Consider the following 17,644-nt stretch of genomic DNA (forward strand, 5'->3'; position numbering starts at 1 on the left):
TGTTCGGTCATTTGCTGCTGATACGACCGTGGGGTCGATCAGAGGTTGCGTTTATCCGGCTGTTTTCCTGTAGCGGCAGACAAACGCGAAACAAGGCGCCTTCGCCAATCCTGCTCTGGACCGTAATGGTACCGCCATGGGCGGCCACAATCTGTTCTGAAATAAACAATCCCAGGCCCAGCCCGGCGACGACGTGCCTGGCCGATACCCGTTCGAACTGCTGGAAAATCCGCGCCTGGTTTTCTTCACTGATGCCGATCCCCTGGTCCTGCACATCCACCAGCGCCCTGCCCCCTTCACTGTAGACCTTTACCGAGACCGGGCTCCTGGCTCCGTAGCGCAAAGCATTGGTCAACAGGTTGGAAATGACCTGTTCAATACGAAACTCGTCCCAATTGCCGATCACCGGCTGCCCGGCATCCAGCGTGACCGACGCGTCGGCGGCATCGATTTGCCGGGAAAAGTTGTGCAACACGTCGCGAACCAGCGTCGAAAGGTCAAACCGCGTCGGCCGGATCGACAACTTTCCGGTGCGAATGCGCGAAACATCGAGCATGTCTTCGATCAAGCGAATGAGGCTTTTGATCTGCCGCTCGTCGCGGTCGACCATGGCGTGCATCTTCTCCAGGGTGAAGGCGTCGGCGTTGTCCCGGGCCAGGTGCATCTTGCGCAGCTGGGTTTCAAGGATCAGGCCGTTGAGCGGCGTGCGCACTTCGTGGGCGACGATGGACATGAAGTCATCGCGCATGCGCACCGCCTGCTCCAGTTCCAGCTGGGTGTTTTTAAGTTGCTCGAGCAGGGTCTGCTGTTCACGGCGACTCTGTTCAAGGGCCAGTACCTGTTCCTTCATCGCCTTGCTCTGGCGATACAGGTCGACGAACACGTTGACCTTGCTCTTGACCGCATGGATGTCCAGCGGCTTGTGCAAAAAGTCCACGGCACCGCTTTCATAGCCCTTGAATGCGTAGTTCAGATCACGCCCGGCGGCGCTGACGAAAACGATCGGGATGTTCCTGGTCTTTTCCGTGCCACGCATCAACTCGGCCAGCTCGAAGCCGTTCATGCCGGGCATCTGCACATCGAGGATGGCCATGGCGAATTCATGTTGCAACAGCAGTGACAAGGCCTCGTCAGCGGACAACGCCTTGTACACGATCCGGTCCTCGCACCTGATCAGCGCTTCGAGCGCCAGCAGATTCTCCGGCAGATCGTCGACGATCAACAGTTTGGCCTGGATATTACTCAGCATGCGATTCGTTCCAGCTCGACAAGCAGGCGGCCGATGCCGCGTATGGGAAGTATGTGGTCCGGCCGGTGCATATCCAGTGCTGCCTGGGGCATGGTGGCGACCTGCGCCTCTTGCGGGTCTTGCACGATGGTGATGCCACCGTGCTGCTTGACCTGGGCCAGCCCGCGCGCGCCATCGCGGTTGGCCCCCGTGAGCAATACCGCCGCAAGACTGGCGCCGTACGCATCGGCTGCCGATTCGAACAGGTAATCGATGGCAGGTCGCGAATGATGCACTCGCGGCTCCAGGCTCAGGGAAAAGCTGCGGTCGTGCTCCACCGACAAGTGATAGCCCGGTGCCGCGAAATACAACGTGCCGGCCTCGACCGGGGTCTTGTCGCACGCTTCCTGCACCGGCAGCGCAACCCGGCGGGAAAACACGTCCGCCAGTTGGCTGCGGCGCTCGTCCGGCAAGTGCAGCACGACAATGATCGGCAGTGCGAAGCCTTCGCGCAGCGGGCCGAGGATGCTCAACAGCGCCTCGACGCCACCGGCGGAGGCACCGATCACGATCGCTTCGACTGCTGGCAGGTTCATTGCGCTGTTCATGATTTGCGATAGATCCGTTCCTGTTTGACCAGTGGCTCGAACTGATCGCCAAAGGCCGAGAAATCCGGGGTTTCCTTACTGCCCAAGACCAAAAAGCCGCGATGGCAGAGGGACTCATGAAACAGTCCGAATGCGCGATCCTGAAGTTTTTTATTAAAATAAATCAGTACGTTACGACATGAAATTAATTGGGTTTCTGAAAACACGCTGTCCGTCGCCAGGCTGTGATCGGCGAAGGTCACGTTCTCGCGCAGGGTCTTGTCGAAAATCGCGTACCCATAGGCCGCCGTATAGTAGTCGGCAAACGAACACTGACCACCGGCCTGCTGATAATTGGCAGTGTAGGCGCGGACATTCTCCATGGAGAAAATCCCTTGCTTGGCCTTTTCCAGGGAACGCGGATTGATGTCCGTGGCGTAGATGATCGTGCGCTCGAGCAGGCCCTCTTCGCGCAGCAGAATGGCCAGCGAATAGACCTCTTCACCGGTGCTGCATCCGGCGATCCAGATCTTGATCGAAGGGTAGGTTCGCAGCAGCGGCACCACTTCCTTGCGAATGGCCAGGAAGTGCGAGGGGTCGCGAAACATCTCGCTGACCGGAATGGTCAGCAACTGCAGCAGTTGCATGAAGGCCGTCGGATCGTGCAGGACCTTTTCCTGCAGCGCCGAGATGGTATTGCACTCGAACTGATTCAACGCATGGTTGACCCGGCGCTTGATCGAAGCGCCGGAGTAATCGCGAAAATCGTAGCTGTACTTGAGGTAGATCGCCTCGATCAACAAGCGCAATTCGATTTCGCTGTTTCGCTCCACTGAATACTTGCGCTCCACTAGATGCGTTCCATCTTGGGCAGCCACACACGAATCAGCGAAAACAGCCGGTCCAGGTCGATGGGCTTGGCCAGGTAATCATTGGCGCCGGCCTGCAGGCAGCGCTCCTGATCGTCCTTCATGGCCTTGGCCGTCACCGCAATGATCGGCAGCTTGCGCCAGCGCGGGTCCTTGCGGATTTCAACGGTGGCTTCAAAGCCGTCCATCTGCGGCATCATCACGTCCATCAGCACCAGGTCGATGTCCTCCACTTCGTTCAATCGTTCAATCGCTTCCAGGCCGTTGCGGCCAATGACCACGACGGCGCCCTTTTGCTCCAGCGCACTGGTGAGGGCGAAAATGTTGCGTACATCGTCGTCCACCAGCAGCACCTTGCGGCCTTCGAAGACCTTGTCGCGGCTGCGGGCAACCTTGAGCATCCTCTGCCGCTCATGGGACAAGCGCGATTCGACTTTGTGCAGAAAAAGTGTCACTTCGTCCAGCAGCCGCTCCGGCGAGCGTGCGCCCTTGATGATGATCGAGCGCGAATACTTGCGCAGTTCGGCCTCTTCATCCCGGGTCAGGTTGCGCCCGGTATAGACGATGACCGGTGGAAAAGAGCAGATGTCTTCCGTGGACATGCGCTTGAGCAAGTCGTTGCCAAGCATGTCGGGCAGTTTGAGGTCGATGATCATGCAATCGAAGACGGACGTGCGCAGCAGCTCCAGCGCCTCCTGTGCCAGGCCAACGGCGGTGATTTCGATGTCATCGTCGCCGATCAGGCGGGCAATGCTGTCGCGCTGCAAGTCATCATCCTCGACCAGCAACACGCGCTTGACCTTCTGGGTCAACTTGGCCTCGAGGCGCGCAAAAACGTCCTTGAGCTCCTCGCGGGTGGTCGGTTTGACCGCATAGCCAACGGCACCCATGTGCATCGCCGCTTCGACCCGGTCCTCGACCGAAATCACATGCACCGGGATGTGCCGGGTTTCGGCGTGCTCCTTCAAGCGTTGCAGCACGGTCAGGCCGGAATGATCCGGCAGGCGCATGTCCAGCAGGATCGCATCGGGGATGAACGCCTTGGCCAGGTCGTAGCCTTCGTCGGCGCGATGGGCCACCAGGCACTGATAACCCAGTTCATGGGCCAGGTCGTAGAGGATATGCGCAAAGTTCGCCTCGTCTTCCACCACCAGAATGCAGCGACTGCTGAACGGGCCGTTGTGGCGATCGTCGTCGAAACGCGGCATGTCGACTTCAGCGATCAGGGGCGACAACGTCGGCGGCAATGCACTCGGCGCAGCCGCCACTGGCGCGGCCCGCATCGGTTCAACAGGCACTTCGCCCGGTTCTGCGTACTGCTGCGGCAAGACCAGGGTAAACACACTGCCCTGCCCCGGCATGCTGCTCACACTGATGGATCCACCGAGCAAGGCCGCCAGGTCACGAGAGATCGACAAACCCAGCCCGGTGCCGCCATAACGCCGATTGGTGGTGCCATCGGCCTGACGGAACGCCTCGAAGATGCTTTCGTGCTGATCCGTTGCAATACCGATTCCGGAATCACCGACGCTGAACGCGATGCCGTTGTTTGGTGCCGAGGCGACGGACAGGTGGACGCTGCCGCTTTCGGTGAATTTCAGGGCATTGGACAGCAGGTTCTTGAGGACTTGCTCCAGGCGCTGGCGGTCGGTGACCAGCATCTGCGGCGCGCCCTCCTGCATATCCACCTGGAAATCCAGCTGTTTGTCCGTGGCCAATGGCTGGAACACGCCGCGCAGGCCCTCCACCAGACGCGCCACGCTGGTGTTCTCCGGACGGATTTCCAGCTTGCCGGCCTCGACCTTGGAAATGTCCAGGATGTCGTTGATCAGGTTGAGCAAGTCATTGCCGGCGGAGTAGATCGACTCGGCGAACTTGACCTGTTCGGCGCTGAGGTTTTGCTCCGGGTTTTCCGCCAGCAGCCTGGCCAGGATCAACGAACTGTTGAGCGGAGTGCGCAGTTCGTGGGACATGTTGGCAAGAAACTCCGACTTGTACCGGCTTGAGCGCTGCAACTCGATCGCGCGTTCTTCGAGCTGGATCTGCGCCTGGTTGAGCTCGGTGTTCTTCATGTCCATGGCATCACGCTGATTGGCCAGTACCTGCGTCTGCTCGGCGAGTTGTTCGTTGGTTTGCTCAAGCTCCACTTGCTGGGTTTCCAGGTGAGCTTGCGACTCCTTGAGAACCCGCGACTGCTCTTCGAGCTCTTCGTTGGCGGTCTTGAGCTCTTCTTGCTGCACTTGCAGTTCTTCATTGAGCTGCTGGGTTTCGATGAGCACTTCCTGCAAGCGCTGACGATAGCGCGCGGCCTCGATGGAGGTACCGATGTTGCTGGATATCAATTCCAGCAGTTCGATGTCACGGTCACTCAGCGGGCGCAGGAAGCCCAGTTCGATCACGCCGTTGACCCGGTCGTCGTCGCTGGTTGGCACTACCAGCACGCTGCGCGGCAAACCTTCGCCGAGGCCGGAACTGACCTGGAAATAATCCCCCGGCACCTCATCGAGGCGAATCAGCCGCGCTTGTTGCGCCACCTGGCCGACAATGCCTTCGTCGCTGTAGATCTGTTGTTCAACAGCTTCCTGTTCACGGGAGAAACCGTAGGAGGCAATGCGTTTAAGACCGCCATGGTCCTCCCGGAGATAAATCGCCCCCACGGCGGTGCCCAGGTACTGCGCGCAAAATTGCAGGATGTTGCGACCCAGCATGTTCAGGCTCAATTGCCCCAGCACCTGCTCGGCCAGCTCGGTCTGGCCGTTGCGCAGCCAGGCCTGTTGCTCCAGGCGATGGGCGCTGGCTTGTTGGGCCGCGAGATTGACGCTGTAGCTTTGCGAAAGATTGAGCAGATCGCGGCGCCCGACATACGCCAGCAAGCCACTGACACCGGCAATGAACAACAGATAGAGGCTGATGCTCCAGACCGTGGTACGCCGCACGTCTTCATTGCGAGCGGTGCGCAACTGTTGCTCGGTGTCGATCACTTCTTCGAACTGCTTGCGAATTTCATCGGTCAGGCGCTTGCCGCGTCCGGCCTTGACCACAGCGCGATAGTCTCCGCTGCTGCGCTGCAAATCGATCATCGATTGCGCATAGCTGGCCCATTCCTGCTGCAATGCCTGCAACCGCAACAGGCGGTCGGTTTGCACCGTATTATCGGCGGTCAGCTCGAGCAGGGTGTTGAGGGCCACGGCTATTCGCGGCTTGGCGGTTTCGTAGGGATCGAGGAAGTGTTCGTCGCCACTGAGCAGGAAACCGCGCATCCCGGTTTCCAGGTCCACGGTCAGCTTGACCGCTTCATTGGCGTTATTGATCACCCGGTCGGTGTGTTCCACCCACTTGATCGTCGACAGCAGATAGGTGATCAGCGAAACAAAGAACACCGCGCTGATGAGACCCAGCCCCAATGGCAGGCTGATGTTGCGGCTCAGGAGTTTACGAAAGCGTTGTTCATCAACCGAGGACGCTGAGGGCATGGGGCAGGCCTTGTCGAACTGTCTGAATTGCTCGAGTTTGCCCCAAAAACGTCACATGGATCCATTTTTCTCACATCTATTGACGCAGAGTCCTACATTCCACTGCTTCAACATCAGGGGACCGGTTATCCTTGCCATCATTCTTTTTATAGTGCGCTGGGAACTTGTCAGGATCTGCCACTTACTCATGCATTAGAGTCGGCGACTTCAATCGATCGGCAAACCACCACCCTATCGAGACTCCAGCCATGTCCGCCAATGCCTTTACCATTCTGGTCGTCGAAGACGACAACATCGTGCGCATGTTGATCGTCGATGTGCTGGAGGAACTGGAGTTCAATGTACTGGAGGCGGACGGCAGTGATCAGGCGCTGGAGACCCTCGAGAACCTCGACCAGCAGATCGACTTGATGATGACCGATGTCGGCCTGCCGGGAATGGACGGTCGTGAACTGGCAACCCGGGCGCGGGCACTGCGTCCCGGGCTGCCGATACTGTTTGCCAGTGGTTATGCCGAAAACATCGAGGTGCCCGGGGACATGCATGTCATTGGCAAGCCCTTCTCCATCGATCAGTTGCGCGACAAAGTCAAAGGCATTCTCGAGTGACGTTGCGATCCGCTGTGGTTTAATGCGCGCCTTTTTCGTCCCCGCCCTGTCTTTGCTTCAAGGAATTGCCCTACATGAATCAGCCCCGCGCAACCAAAGTCCTGGTCATTGGTTACGTCTGGCCCGAGCCACGCTCTTCCGCGGCCAGCGGGCATGTCATGCAAATACTCGAGGTGTTCCTGCAACAAGGCTGGGACATCACGTTCAGCAGCCCGGCAGGCTTCGGCGAGCAACGCGCGGACCTGACGGCGTTGGGGATTCGCGAAGTACCGATCGAGCTGAACAACAGCAGTTTCGATGCATTCATCAGCGAACTGGCGCCGGACATCGTGTTGTTCGATCAATTCATGATGGAGGAGCAGTTTGGCTGGCGGGTCGAGAAACATTGTCCCGATGCCTTGCGCGTGCTCGAAAGCTGCGACCTGCAAAGCCTCCGGCACGGCCGGCATCAACGCCTCAAGGAGCGTTTGAAGGCCCGTGACGACAACGATGACTTCAGCGACCTGTTCACCCCGGCGGCGCGTGAAGAGTTTGAACACATGGCCAATACCGACCTGGCCAAGCGCGAAATCGCCTCCTTTTATCGATGTGATCTGACGCTGATGGTTTCCGAGGTGGAGATCGAATTGCTGGTCGAGCAGTTCCGGATCCCGCGCAGCCTGTTGCACTGGTGCCCGTTGATGGTCGATCTGCCGACCAGCGCGCCAGCAGCGTACGAAGATCGCGCACATTTCCTGCACATCGGCAATTTTCGCCATGCGCCAAACTGGGATGCCGTGCTCTGGCTGAAAACCGCGATCTGGCCGCTGATTCGCGCACAACTGCCTGACGCGCAGTTGCACATCTATGGCGCGTACACCCCGCCCAAGGCCACCGCCCTGCACAACGCGGCACAGGGCTTTCATGTGCTGAACTGGGCGGAGGATGCCTTGCAGGTGATGTCCGATACACGGGTGTGCCTGGCACCGCTGCGCTTCGGTGCGGGCATCAAAGGCAAGATCGTCGATGCGATGCTCTGTGGTACGCCCAATGTCACCACGCCAGTCGGCGCAGAAGCGATGCACGGTGACGAGCCCTGGCCCGGTGCTGTAACCCGTACGGCGCGCGAGTTCGCTGACAGCGCCGTGCAGCTTTATCAGGACAGGACTCAGTGGCTGGCTGCCCAGGCCCAGGCCCGGCACTTGTTGGCCAGCCGCTACCCGCAATCCACCCATGGCCCTGCATTGATCGAAAGACTGGTCGAATGCCAACGGAATCTGCCACGGATCAGGCGCGATAACTTTACCGGCAGCATGTTGCGCCATCATCAACACAAAAGTACCCAGTACATGGCGCAATGGATCGAGGAAAAGAATCGCAATCAAGTACAAACCGTGTAGCGCCCACCCATATTCCAAACAAAAACGCCGACAAGATGCTCATTGTATCCGGTCGGCGTTTTGCATTTCAGGTTGGCTAACATAATCCAGGCATCGCGACGCTGTAGATAAGTAACGCCCCTCCCCTTGTCACTCCGGATAGTCTCGGACTGCCTGGAACTTGAAGCCTTCAGGTTGCCAGTGCATTCAGACAAAGGATCAACCATGACAGTCAAGAAAACGGAATTTCTCTACAAACAGAACTGGATGAGCCATATCCTCGACGTAAACATATTAAAACTCACCGATATAGTCTGGCCCTGTGCCCATAACGCGGGCATGGACAAAAAAGCGCCCAATTTCGACGATGTGACCGGTAACTGGACGACGTGCCAGAACGATTCATTTGCCTTTCAATTGGCCAATGGCGCAAGGGCCTTCGATATTCGCCTCGAATACGCGCAAGACCCGACCCCGGCATTTTACTTTCACCACAGTGGCCATCGCTCAGGTCGGGTACTGGACGAACTGATCGACGCAGTGTTGGCCTTTCTTGATCGAAACCCGGATGAGTTCGTCATACTGGATTTTCACGAACTCAGCGATGCCGGCAAGTCTTTCGATCATGAAAAGCTGAACGATCTGCTCGTGCTTCGACTTGGACAGCGGGTCATCCTGCCCTCCGACAGGTATGCGACCGTGGGCGAACTCCAGCGCGCCAGTACTCGTCGGCGAATCGTCATGGCGGCGCAGTTCAAGCCTGGTCTGGACGATGACTACTTCTGGCCGCGCATCCCGCACAAATGGCGCGACAGTCCATTCACCAGTTCTGCCGATCTGCGCAATTACATCGCAAAAACCCTGAAAGATGCACCTTTCGAGTCATTTTTATGGTCATTGTCGGCAACTACGTACACGCTATTTGGCGGGCCAAGGGATATCAAAGATGAGATCAACGACTGGTTCGACACCACCAGAGACTGGGTGACACGTTGCAGCATCATCAATACCGACTTTTTCGACACATCCGAAATTGTCCGTTACTGCTGGAGTGCCAGCAGTATGAAGGCCGTTTATGGCTCCTCACTGCACGAGGCATGATCGAGGCGCGAAAACACTAAAGTGCGCAGGACCGGCATTCGCTGGCCTGCCGCAACCCAACATCCCGTATGGAGATGATGATTGACTGCAGCGTCCAACGACAAAATAATTAATTGCCTTTAACCAGCAATACTTTGGCGCAACTCGTTATTCATCAATCAATGCAAGGATGCATTAATGAACAATACAGCCCGAGACAATTACGCACTCAATAACTGGATGAGCGCTACGCCGGAAATCGACAACCTGTCGCTTGGCGAACTTACGCTACCCGGCACGCACAATGCCGGGTGCGACTTGCAAGCGAGCTATCCATTGATTCCCGGCGCGCACTGGCTGGCCTGCCAGCACGATTCGTTCGCTGCTCAACTCGACAACGGTTCGCGCGCACTCGATCTACGACTGGACTTTGACGGCTCGGCCACAGAGTTTGAAAAATTCAGATTCCAACACAATGGCTATCGCTCATCTCGTAACGTGCTGGGTTTATTTTCGGCGGTGAACCTGTTTTTGCGCGCCAACCCTGACGAGTTTGTGATTCTGGACTTTCATGAACTCAAGGACGGGAAACAACCGTTCGACTATGCACTCTTCAACGAGATGATGCTCCGTTATCTTGGCCAGAGAATAATCCCTGCCGACAACAGAGGCCTGCCACTTGGCGTGCTCAAGAAAATCAGCGGCGAGCAGCGGGTCCTGGTGACTGCCGAACAACATTGGGAGCTGGATCCCGCCTGGTTCTGCAGGAAAATCGAACACAAATGGAGCGGGATTGGCGACACAAATGTCCAGGAACTGGAGCAGCACATCATGAACGTGTTGAAGGCGCCACCTCCCCGCACCCGCTTGTGGTCACTGTCCGCCACGAGCTACAAAAAGCTGGGAGGCCCCGTCGATATCCATGAGGAACTGGATAACTGGTTTGATCCCGCCACCCACGACCGGAGCGAAAGGTGCAATATTATCAATGTCGATTTCATGGAGGAATCGCAACTGGTTTCCTACTGCCGTAGCGCGAGCCTGATAAATGCCAGGAGAGCCAGAAAAGCCGGATAGTCCCGAAAGACGAGTAGGCTCCCGTCAGGTTTCGCGACATCGACAACTGGTATTAACCACCCCACAAGAGGCATGATCAGGGCGCGATAACAAGAAAAGTGTATCGACATGCCCCGTATTGCCAGAGTCACCGATCCTTCCTACGAATTGATGGACGACCACAACGGGTTGTCCATCATCTATCGCCAGCATGGCTTCCCCTGCCCGTTGGTGCGCTGGCATTTCCACAAGGAATACGAACTGCACCTGATCGTCGCCAGTTCCGGCAAGGTGTTCATCGGTGACTACATCGGCAACTTCTACCCGCACACCCTATTCCTGACCGGCCCCAACCTGCCCCACAACTGGATCAGCCAGGTGGCCGAGGACGAAGTGGTGGCCAAGCGCGACATGCTGGTCAATTTCACCGACGAGTTGTTCGACAGTGGCTATCAGGTCTTCGCTGAACTCAAGACCCTGGCGCCGCTGCTGGAGCGTGCGCAGTACGGTATCGAGTTTCGCTGCAAGCACACCATCGGCAAGGCGAGCGACCTGATGCAGCGCATTGCCGATACCAGCGGCATCACCCGGCTCGGGCACTTTTTCATTCTGCTGGAGTTGCTCGCGGCCACAGACGACTACCAATTGCTCTCTGGCGCCACGACGCCACAACTGGCCGATGAGCACAACATCGATCGCACCAACCGCGCGGTGGATTACATCTTCGCCCATTACGCCCGGGAGCTGCCGCTGGAAGAGGTTGCCGAGCACCTGGGCATGAAGCCGACGTATTTCAGTCGCGTATTCAAGCAGGCCACCGGGCGCAATTTCATCGAGTTCGTCAATCGCCTACGCATCAGCAAGTCCTGCGAGTTGCTGGCCGATGGCGACAAGCCGGTCACTGACGTGTGCTTCGAGTCGGGCTTCAACAATATTTCCAACTTCAACCGGCGCTTCCAGCAGCTCAAGGGCATGACGCCTTCGCATTACCGGCGGTTGGTGGTGCAGCGGTTGACCGAGCAGAACCTCAAATAGTCCACACAGCTTGCGGCCTGTTTTCAAGCCCTGAAACCTGTACATATTCGATATCGTTTCTTCGCTGAAAAGCCCTTCCCAGCGTCTAGCGCCCTAAAGCCCAGTGCAAAAAAGTATCAATTGAAGTGCGACGGATGATTTGTTTCGCCCTCCATTGAAGGATGTAATCAGTGCACATTCTTCCTGCCTTCGGAAGACACAAAAACAATAACTGTCCTTCTGTACCCACCGGGCACAGAAAAGGAGTGCACGATGCAACCTTCGGTAAAAGCCCTGCTTGCCCTCACCTGCATGACCCTCAGCAGCGTCAGCCTTGGTGCCCAGACCCTGACCATCGCCACCGTCAACAACAGCGACATGATCCGCATGCAAAAGCTCTCGAAAACCTTCGAGGCCGAGCATCCGGACATCAGGCTCAATTGGGTGGTCCTCGAAGAAAACGTCCTGCGCCAGCGCCTGACCACCGACATCGCCACCCAGGGCGGACAGTTCGACGTGCTGACCATTGGCATGTACGAAGCCGCACTCTGGGGCGCCAAGGGCTGGCTGGAGCCGATGAAGGATCTGCCTGCAAGCTATGCCCTCGACGATGTGTTCCCTTCAGTGCGCGAAGGCCTGTCGGTCAAAGGCTCGCTGTATGCCCTGCCGTTCTACGCCGAAAGCTCGATCACCTATTACCGCACCGACCTGTTCAAGGATGCCGGCCTGAGCATGCCCGAGCGCCCGACCTGGGAGCAGATCAGCGAATTCGCCGGCAAGCTCACCGACAAAGACAAGGAACAGTACGGCATCTGCCTGCGCGGCAAGGCCGGCTGGGGCGAGAACATGGCGTTGATCAGCACCGTTGCCAACGCCTATGGCGCGCGCTGGTTCGATGAAAAGTGGCAAGCGGAATTCACCGGAGCCGAGTGGAAAAACGCGCTGAGCTTCTACGTCGACACCATGAAAAAATCCGGTCCGCCGGGCGCCTCGAGCAACGGTTTCAATGAAAACCTGGCGTTGTTCAACAGCGGCAAATGCGCGATCTGGGTCGATGCCAGCGTCGCCGGCTCGTTCGTCACCGACACCACCCAGAGCAAGGTCGCCGATCACGTCGGTTTCACCTATGCGCCGCATCAAGTCACCGACAAGGGGTCGGCCTGGTTGTACGCCTGGGCGCTGGCCATTCCGACCAGTTCCAAGGCCAAGGATGCGGCGAAAACCTTCAGTGCCTGGGCCACGTCCAAAGAATACAGCGCGCTGGTCGCGGAAAAAGACGGCATCGCCAATGTGCCGCCGGGCACCCGCGCCTCCACCTACAGCGAGGCGTACATGAGCGCCGCGCCGTTCGCCAGGGTCACGCTGGAGTCGCTCAAGGCCGCGGACCCGGGCAATCCGGGGGCCAGGCCGGTGCCTTACATCGGTATTCAGTTGGTGACCATTCCCGAGTTCCAGGGCATTGGTACGCAGGTTGGCAAATCCTTCTCTGCGGCACTGATCGGCCAGACCACGGTCGACCAGGCCTTGGCGGCGGCCCAGCAAACCACTGAACGCGAAATGAAGCGCGCGGGTTATCCCAAGTAACCCCGTATCCAATGTGGGAGCGGGCTTGCTCGCGAAGGCGACATTCCAATCGCAAAAGTTGTGTCGGATGTACCGGCCTCTTCGCGAGCAAGCCCGCTCCCACAGTTGATCTTCATATGCCTGTAATCAAACGGTTCTGATCGCCATGAATACATCAACTGCCAAAGCTCACATGGACATTGTCCAACCCCAGCGCAACAGCCGCGTGGCCAACCCCGGCTGGTTTCTGGTCAGCCCTTCGGTGGCGTTGTTGCTGCTGTGGATGATCGTCCCCCTGGGCATGACCTTCTACTTTTCGATGATCCGCTACAACCTGCTCAACCCCGGTGAAAACGAATTCGTCGGGCTGGAGAACTTCAGCTACTTCCTCACCGATTCCGGCTTCCTGCCCGGCGCCACCAACACCCTGTTGCTGGTGGGCAGCGTGCTGCTGATCAGTGTGGTGTTCGGCGTGCTGATCAGTGCCTTGCTGGAGGCCAGCGAGTTCTTCGGTCGCGGTATCGTGCGGGTGATGCTGATCTCGCCGTTCTTCATCATGCCCACCGTCGGCGCGCTGATCTGGAAAAACCTGATTTTCCATCCGGTGTCGGGGATTCTCGCCTACGTCTGGAAGCTGTTCGGTGCCCAGCCGGTGGACTGGCTGGCGCACTATCCGCTGCTGTCGATCATCATCATTGTCTCGTGGCAATGGCTGCCCTTCGCGATCCTGATCCTGATGACCGCCATGCAGTCCCTCGACCAGGAACAGAAGGAAGCCGCGCGCCTGGACGGTGCCGGGCCCGTCGCGATCTTCTGGCACCTGACCTTGCCGCACCTGGCGCGGCCGATTGCGGTGGTGGTGATGATCGAAACCATCTTCCTGCTCTCGGTGTTCGCCGAAATCTTCACCACCACCAACGGCGGCCCCGGCTACGCCTCGACCAACCTCGCCTACCTGATCTACAACCAGGCGCTGGTGCAGTTCGACGTCGGCATGGCTTCGGCGGGCGGCTTGATTGCCGTGGTCATCGCCAACATCGCCGCGATCATCCTGGTGCGGATGATCGGCAAAAACCTGACCGACAAAGCCTGAGGCCTGCCATGACTCTTCAACAATCCCGTCGTTTGCAAAGCCTGCTGCTCGGTACGCTGGCCTGGGCCATCGCGATCCTGATTTTCTTCCCGATCTTCTGGATGGTACTGACCAGTTTCAAAACCGAAATCGATGCCTTCGCCACGCCACCCCAGTTGATTTTCATGCCGACGCTGGAGAACTACCTGCACATCAACGAGCGCAGCGACTACTTCAGTTTCGCCTGGAACTCGGTGGTAATTTCCTTCAGCGCCACGGCCCTGTGCCTGCTGATTGCGGTGCCCGCGGCCTACTCCATGGCGTTCTACGAAACCCAACGCACCAAAGGCACGCTGCTGTGGATGCTCTCGACCAAGATGCTGCCGCCGGTGGGGGTACTGATGCCGATCTATCTGCTGGCCAAGAGCTTCGGCCTGCTCGATACGCGTATTGCCCTGATCGTGATCTACACGCTGATCAACCTGCCGATCGTGGTCTGGATGATTTACACCTACTTCAAGGACATTCCCAGGGACATCCTCGAAGCCGCCCGGCTGGACGGCGCGACGCTGGCGCAGGAAATGCTCCGGGTGCTGCTGCCCATCGCCAAGGGTGGCCTGGCGTCCACGGTGCTGCTGTCGCTGATCCTGTGCTGGAACGAGGCGTTCTGGTCGCTGAACCTGACCTCGTCGAAAGCCGCACCACTGACCGCGTTGATCGCCTCGTATTCGAGCCCCGAAGGGTTGTTCTGGGCCAAGTTGTCGGCGGTCTCGACCCTGGCCTGTGCGCCGATCCTGATCTTCGGCTGGATCAGCCAGAAACAACTGGTGCGCGGCCTGTCGTTTGGCGCTGTGAAATGAAAACCACTGCTATGGCAACCCATGTGGGAGCGAGCCTGCTCGCGATGGACGTGAACGATAACGCGTGCTGCCTGAAGAAACGCGTCGCCTGTGAGCCCATCGCGAGCAGGCTCGCTCCTACAGGTTCAACCGAATAACGAAAACGGAGGCCCATCACCATGGCCAACCTGAGAATCAAGAATCTGCAAAAAGGCTTCGAAGGCTTTTCCATCATCAAGGGCATCGACCTGGAAGTGAACGATAAGGAATTCGTGGTTTTCGTCGGCCCTTCGGGCTGTGGCAAATCCACCCTGCTGCGTCTTATCGCAGGGCTGGAGGAAGTCAGCGGCGGCACCATCGAACTCGATGGCCGCGACATCACCGAAGTGAGCCCGGCCAAGCGCGATCTGGCGATGGTGTTCCAGACCTATGCCCTGTACCCGCACATGAGCGTGCGCAGGAACATGTCGTTCGCCCTGGATCTTGCCGGTGTGGCGAAAGCCGAAGTGGAAAAAAAGGTCAGCGAAGCGGCGCGCATCCTTGAGCTGGGGCCGATGCTGGAGCGCAAGCCCAAGCAACTGTCCGGTGGCCAGCGCCAGCGCGTGGCGATTGGCCGGGCCATCGTGCGCAACCCGAAAATCTTCCTGTTCGACGAACCGCTGTCCAACCTCGATGCCGCCCTGCGCGTGCAGATGCGCCTGGAGCTGGCGCGGCTGCACAAGGAACTGCAGGCGACCATGATCTACGTGACCCACGACCAGGTCGAGGCCATGACCCTGGCGGACAAGGTCGTCGTGTTGAATGGCGGCAAGGTCGAGCAGGTCGGCTCGCCACTTGAGCTGTATCACCAGCCGGCCAACCTGTTTGTCGCCGGGTTTCTGGGCACGCCGAAAATGGGCTTTCTCAAGGGCAAGGTCACCCGCACCGACAGCCAGGGCTGCGAAGTGCAACTGGACGCCGGAACCCGCATCAGCCTGCCGTTGAGCGGCGGCCGTCTGAGCGTCGGCGGTGCGGTGACGCTGGGCATTCGCCCGGAGCATCTGGAACTGGCCAAACCCGGCGACTGCACCTTGCAGGTCACCGCCGATGTCAGCGAACGCCTGGGCAGCGACACGTTCTGCCACGTCCTGACTTCGTCCGGTGAACCCCTGACCCTGCGTGTGCGCGGCGATCTGGCCAGCCGCTACGGTGAAACCCTGAGCCTGCACCTAGACGCGCAACACTGCCATTTGTTCGATGCCGACGGCATGGCGTTGACCCGCCCGTTGCGCATTGCTGCCTGACTTCAGAGAGCTCGCGATGAAACTCAACCAACACAACCTCAACCGCCTCGCCCCCGAAGTGGCCCTGCCCGCCTATACGTTGGGCGAGACCCGCCAGGGTATCGCACACATCGGCGTCGGTGGTTTCCATCGCGCTCACCAGGCGTTTTACACCGATGCGCTGATGAACACCGGAGAAGGACTGGACTGGGCCATTTGTGGCGCCGGCTTGCGCGTCGAGGACCGCCGTGCCCGTGACGATCTCAAGGATCAGGACTACCTGTTCACCCTGTTCGAGCTGGGCGATGGCGACGACACCCAAGTCCGTGTGATCGGGGCCGTGCGCGACATGCTGCTGGCTGAAGACGGCGCGCAGGCGTTGATCGACAAACTGGCCAGCCCGGAGATCCGCATCGTCTCGCTGACCATCACTGAAGGCGGCTACTGCATCGACGACAGTAGCGGTGAGTTCATGGCACATCTACCGCAGATCCAGCATGACCTGGCGCACCCCGACACGCCGAAAACCGTGTTCGGTTTCCTTTGCGCCGCACTGGCCAAACGCCGGGCGGCGGGTACGCCGGCATTTACCCTGATGTCCTGCGATAACCTGCCGCACAACGGCTCCGTCACCCGCAAGGCCTTGCTGGCGTTCGCCGCGTTGCGCGATGCCGAACTGCGGGACTGGATCGAGCGCAACGTGGGCTTTCCCAACGCCATGGTCGACCGCATCACCCCGATGACCAGCACCGAGCACCGCCTGCAACTGGCCGACAGCCACGGGGTGGACGATGCCTGGCCGGTGGTCTGCGAACCGTTCGTGCAATGGGTGCTGGAAGACAAGTTCGTCAATGGCCGCCCGGCCTGGGAAAAGGTCGGCGTGCAGTTCACCGACGACGTTACGCCCTACGAAGAAATGAAGATCAAGCTGCTCAACGGCAGTCATCTGGCGCTGACGTACCTGGGGTTCCTCAAGGGTTACCGTTTCGTCCACGAAACCATGAACGACCCGCTGTTCGTGCGCTACGTGCGCGCCTACATGGACCTGGACGTGACACCGCAACTGTCGGCGGTGCCGGGAATTGACCTGACCGAGTACAAAGACACCCTGGTGGCGCGCTTCTCCAATCAGGCGATTGCCGATCAGCTTGAGCGGGTTTGTTCGGACGGTTCGTCAAAGTTTCCGAAGTTCACCGTCCCCACCATCAACCGCCTGATCGCCGATGGCCGCGAGACTCGACGCGCGGCGCTGGTGGTGGCGGCGTGGGCGCTGTATCTCAAGGGCGTGGATGAGCAAGGCGAGACCTACACGATTGCGGACCCGCGGGCGGCGTTCTGCCAGGCGCTGGTGGCCGATGATGTGCTGATTACCCAGCGTTTGTTGGCAGTCGAGGAGATTTTTGGCACGGCTATTTCGCGCTCGCCGGAGTTTGTCGCGGCGTTCGAGTGGTGTTGCAACAGTTTGCGCGAGGTGGGGGTGTCGCGGACTCTGGAGCGGGTGTTGGCGTAAGTCCTGCGGTAGAGCTGCTGCCGCCTTCGCGAGCAAGCCCGCTCCCACAGGGTTTGGTGTTCCTTGTGGGAGCGGGCTTGCTCGCGAAGGCGGTTTGACAGGCACCGGTGAAACTCAATCCAGAC

The 17,644-nt window shown here is 58.8% G+C and carries 14 protein-coding genes; 10 read left to right on the plus strand and 4 right to left on the minus strand.

All coding sequences use genetic code 11. The annotated features are described in order from the left end of the window. Positions 1 to 7 precede the first annotated feature (7 nt). The 4 genes from ACLD1X_RS14700 to ACLD1X_RS14715 are packed head-to-tail and all read right to left on the minus strand — an operon-like array spanning position 8 to position 6,157. Positions 8 to 1,249 (minus strand): hybrid sensor histidine kinase/response regulator, encoded by a 1,242-nt coding sequence (locus ACLD1X_RS14700; RefSeq protein WP_429368754.1) that lies wholly within the window; start codon positions 1,247 to 1,249, stop codon positions 8 to 10. Continuing rightward, complete coding sequence (locus tag ACLD1X_RS14705) at positions 1,243 to 1,836, minus strand: chemotaxis protein CheB (protein ID WP_429368756.1); 594 nt, start codon at positions 1,834 to 1,836, stop codon at positions 1,243 to 1,245. Before ACLD1X_RS14705 ends, ACLD1X_RS14700 begins: the two co-directional genes overlap by 7 nt. Further along, on the minus strand, positions 1,833 to 2,666 hold the full coding sequence (locus tag ACLD1X_RS14710) for a CheR family methyltransferase (RefSeq protein WP_429368758.1): 834 nt from the start codon (positions 2,664 to 2,666) through the stop codon (positions 1,833 to 1,835). Before ACLD1X_RS14710 ends, ACLD1X_RS14705 begins: the two co-directional genes overlap by 4 nt. Beyond that, a complete protein-coding gene (locus ACLD1X_RS14715; protein ID WP_429368760.1) occupies positions 2,666 to 6,157 on the minus strand; it encodes a response regulator in 3,492 nt (1,163 codons plus the stop codon). The genes ACLD1X_RS14710 and ACLD1X_RS14715 overlap by 1 nt, the downstream gene beginning before the upstream one ends. A gap of 248 nt (positions 6,158 to 6,405) precedes the next feature. Between ACLD1X_RS14715 and ACLD1X_RS14720 the strand changes: the two genes are divergently transcribed. The 10 genes from ACLD1X_RS14720 (at position 6,406) to ACLD1X_RS14765 (ending at position 17,519) form a co-directional block, all read left to right on the plus strand. Beyond that, positions 6,406 to 6,765, plus strand: coding sequence for a response regulator (locus ACLD1X_RS14720; protein WP_429368762.1), 360 nt, complete (start codon positions 6,406 to 6,408; stop codon positions 6,763 to 6,765). A 74-nt stretch (positions 6,766 to 6,839) separates the two neighbouring features. Then, positions 6,840 to 8,144, plus strand: a complete 1,305-nt coding sequence (locus ACLD1X_RS14725; RefSeq protein WP_429368764.1) for a glycosyltransferase — start codon at positions 6,840 to 6,842, stop codon at positions 8,142 to 8,144. A gap of 204 nt (positions 8,145 to 8,348) precedes the next feature. Further along, on the plus strand, positions 8,349 to 9,224 hold the full coding sequence (locus tag ACLD1X_RS14730; RefSeq protein ID WP_429368766.1) for a phospholipase: 876 nt from the start codon (positions 8,349 to 8,351) through the stop codon (positions 9,222 to 9,224). A 177-nt stretch (positions 9,225 to 9,401) separates the two neighbouring features. Beyond that, positions 9,402 to 10,280, plus strand: a complete 879-nt coding sequence (locus ACLD1X_RS14735) for a phospholipase (RefSeq protein WP_429368768.1) — start codon at positions 9,402 to 9,404, stop codon at positions 10,278 to 10,280. 108 nt (positions 10,281 to 10,388) lie between these two features. After that, positions 10,389 to 11,294, plus strand: a complete 906-nt coding sequence (locus tag ACLD1X_RS14740; protein ID WP_429368770.1) for an AraC family transcriptional regulator — start codon at positions 10,389 to 10,391, stop codon at positions 11,292 to 11,294. A gap of 252 nt (positions 11,295 to 11,546) precedes the next feature. Continuing rightward, on the plus strand, positions 11,547 to 12,857 hold the full coding sequence (locus tag ACLD1X_RS14745) for an ABC transporter substrate-binding protein (protein WP_429368772.1): 1,311 nt from the start codon (positions 11,547 to 11,549) through the stop codon (positions 12,855 to 12,857). Between the two features lie 172 nt (positions 12,858 to 13,029). Next, entirely contained in the window at positions 13,030 to 13,929 is a 900-nt protein-coding gene (locus ACLD1X_RS14750; RefSeq protein ID WP_429368814.1) for a carbohydrate ABC transporter permease, read from the plus strand. 8 nt (positions 13,930 to 13,937) lie between these two features. Then, a complete protein-coding gene (locus ACLD1X_RS14755) occupies positions 13,938 to 14,768 on the plus strand; it encodes a carbohydrate ABC transporter permease (protein WP_429368774.1) in 831 nt (276 codons plus the stop codon). Positions 14,769 to 14,926: 158 nt separating this feature from the next. Then, a complete protein-coding gene (locus ACLD1X_RS14760) occupies positions 14,927 to 16,030 on the plus strand; it encodes an ABC transporter ATP-binding protein (RefSeq protein ID WP_429368776.1) in 1,104 nt (367 codons plus the stop codon). A 16-nt stretch (positions 16,031 to 16,046) separates the two neighbouring features. Further along, on the plus strand, positions 16,047 to 17,519 hold the full coding sequence (locus ACLD1X_RS14765; protein WP_429368778.1) for a mannitol dehydrogenase family protein: 1,473 nt from the start codon (positions 16,047 to 16,049) through the stop codon (positions 17,517 to 17,519). Positions 17,520 to 17,644: the final 125 nt, after the last annotated feature.

It is taken from the genome of Pseudomonas sp. 18173 (assembly GCF_050432945.1).
Taxonomy (GTDB): Bacteria; Pseudomonadota; Gammaproteobacteria; order Pseudomonadales; family Pseudomonadaceae; genus Aquipseudomonas.